We start from the raw sequence: 1,643 nt of genomic DNA, 5'->3' as shown, positions 1-1,643 counted from the left end.
ATCAGAAAGATGGTGGTTATCTTAAATTCTATGCTTAGAGATGGTGTAATGTGGGAAGCGCCAAAGACTTAAAATAAGTTATTGACGCCATAGTCTCTTGTTATGTTTTCTTTGCACCCAATCGCCGAGAAATGTGAAATACAACAACGATATGAATAAGTAAAAGCCCAACCAACACTTTGGATAAGGGCTTATAAACGTTGATCACTGAACGTAAAGCATCGTCATTTGCTTGTTCACTTTCAATTTGCATTTGAAAGATATTAATATTTACGTCTTTATCGATATTGGTTTCTGTAGAAGTACGTTCGATAGCTTTTTGAATAATAGCTATTCTTTCATCAAGCGGCTTTTTTAACGTAGCTTTATTCTCAGCGAAGTATGGCACCCAAACTAAAACGGCAGCAAAAACGACCAGTAAAATGCTAGAAATTACCAATTGAGAAATCAGCCCTTTATTCGAATTCAAAACTCACTCCATTGAAAACATAACACCCTGTTAAGGGGCTTTTTAATAGTTTGCTAAAATTGTGTAGCGAAGCGAAACCGAGCAAACTGTAAAAAGTCCCGCTTGAATGGCTTGTTAACTGGCTATTTATTGTAGGAACATTTGATTATTGTCGATAGAACAAGCTTCTACCGCTGTTGGTTGATTACTTCTATCAATGACCCAACATTCTTCATAAATAGAGCAATAACAAAGTTCTATACTTATTGAACCATCTGCTTTCACAAACGCTTTTGCATCCTCTCCTTTGTAAGAAAGCGGAGTAATGCTGTTTTGAGGCGATAATGTGCGATTACTAATATGTGATTGTCTAATATTTTGAAATGGTTTTATCTCCTTCCATGTTTTTATATATTTGGAACCATCTCTAATTTTTGCATATTTTATCAAAGCAGGGCCTGTACCATTATTACTTACGCCGTAACTAAATGAATTACCGCTAGAACTTTTGAATACCTCTAGCCTTGGCCAAACAGATGCTCTGGCATATTCTCTATCAATATATGCGGAATAAATTGAAATAAAAGTGGTAACTAACCCTATAAGAAGAGCAGATAAAGCAACTATCATTTCTGGGTTTTTATACCACTTAATACTATTCATACTTTATTATACCTTAACTAAATTGGCGGCAAACACGAAGCCAGTTAACGCCCACATTAAGGGGCTTTTTATTAGTTTGCTAAAATTGTGAAGCGAAGCGGAACCGAGCAAACTGTAAAAAAGTCCCGCTTTAATTGCTTGTTATGTGTTTTGTAGGCTTAACCAATTCATGGCTGTTTCTTGGTCACGGAATGACTTAGTATTATTAGACGTTATTTTATCAACTAGTTGCTCCTGCAAGCTATTGCAGACAATTATCGCAGATGCAATACATCCATTATCCTTATACCACTTAGCTACCGCTTCACCTGTTGCAACTACATCGGGTGAACCTAAAGTTTCTTCATCCCAAATTTCCATCTTACGCCACGATTCTAAACCCTTATTTAATATGGATTCTCTAATTTTTGAAATGATTATTTTTAAACCTAACTCATTGAATGGGCCAAAAGTTTTCACGATTAATAAATCACCGTCCCAAAAAAGAGTAATATCACCATGAGCATTCATAAGTTCTCCTTATGTAAAAACA

General features: G+C 35.5%; 3 protein-coding genes. All 3 read right to left on the bottom strand.

What is annotated here, in order from left to right; genetic code table 11:
• Nucleotides 1-100 precede the first annotated feature (100 nt).
• The 3 genes from QQK02_RS16360 to QQK02_RS16350 all read right to left on the bottom strand — a co-directional run bounded on the left by QQK02_RS16360 (nucleotide 101) and on the right by QQK02_RS16350 (nucleotide 1,621).
• Nucleotides 101-469 (bottom strand): hypothetical protein, encoded by a 369-nt coding sequence (locus QQK02_RS16360; RefSeq protein WP_284209227.1) that lies wholly within the window; start codon nucleotides 467-469, stop codon nucleotides 101-103.
• A 126-nt stretch (nucleotides 470-595) separates the two neighbouring features.
• On the bottom strand, nucleotides 596-1,111 hold the full coding sequence (locus QQK02_RS16355; protein ID WP_284209226.1) for a hypothetical protein: 516 nt from the start codon (nucleotides 1,109-1,111) through the stop codon (nucleotides 596-598).
• A gap of 141 nt (nucleotides 1,112-1,252) precedes the next feature.
• Nucleotides 1,253-1,621 carry a hypothetical protein gene (locus tag QQK02_RS16350; RefSeq protein WP_284209224.1) on the bottom strand — a complete coding sequence of 123 codons (369 nt, stop codon included), beginning with the start codon at nucleotides 1,619-1,621 and terminating at the stop codon, nucleotides 1,253-1,255.
• Nucleotides 1,622-1,643: the final 22 nt, after the last annotated feature.

The sequence above is a fragment of the Thalassotalea eurytherma genome (genome assembly GCF_030161415.1).
Taxonomy (GTDB): Bacteria; Pseudomonadota; Gammaproteobacteria; order Enterobacterales; family Alteromonadaceae; genus Thalassotalea_G; species Thalassotalea_G eurytherma.
Note: the sequence above shows the minus strand (reverse complement) of the source record. Positions and strands in the feature narration are given on the sequence as shown.

Excerpts from the sequence above, each read along its gene's own strand:
- QQK02_RS16355 (WP_284209226.1), bottom strand. The coding sequence starts at position 1,111 with ATGAATAGTATTAAGTGGTATAAAAACCCAGAAATGATAGTTGCTTTA.
- QQK02_RS16350 (WP_284209224.1), bottom strand. The coding sequence starts at position 1,621 with ATGAATGCTCATGGTGATATTACTCTTTTTTGGGACGGTGATTTATTA.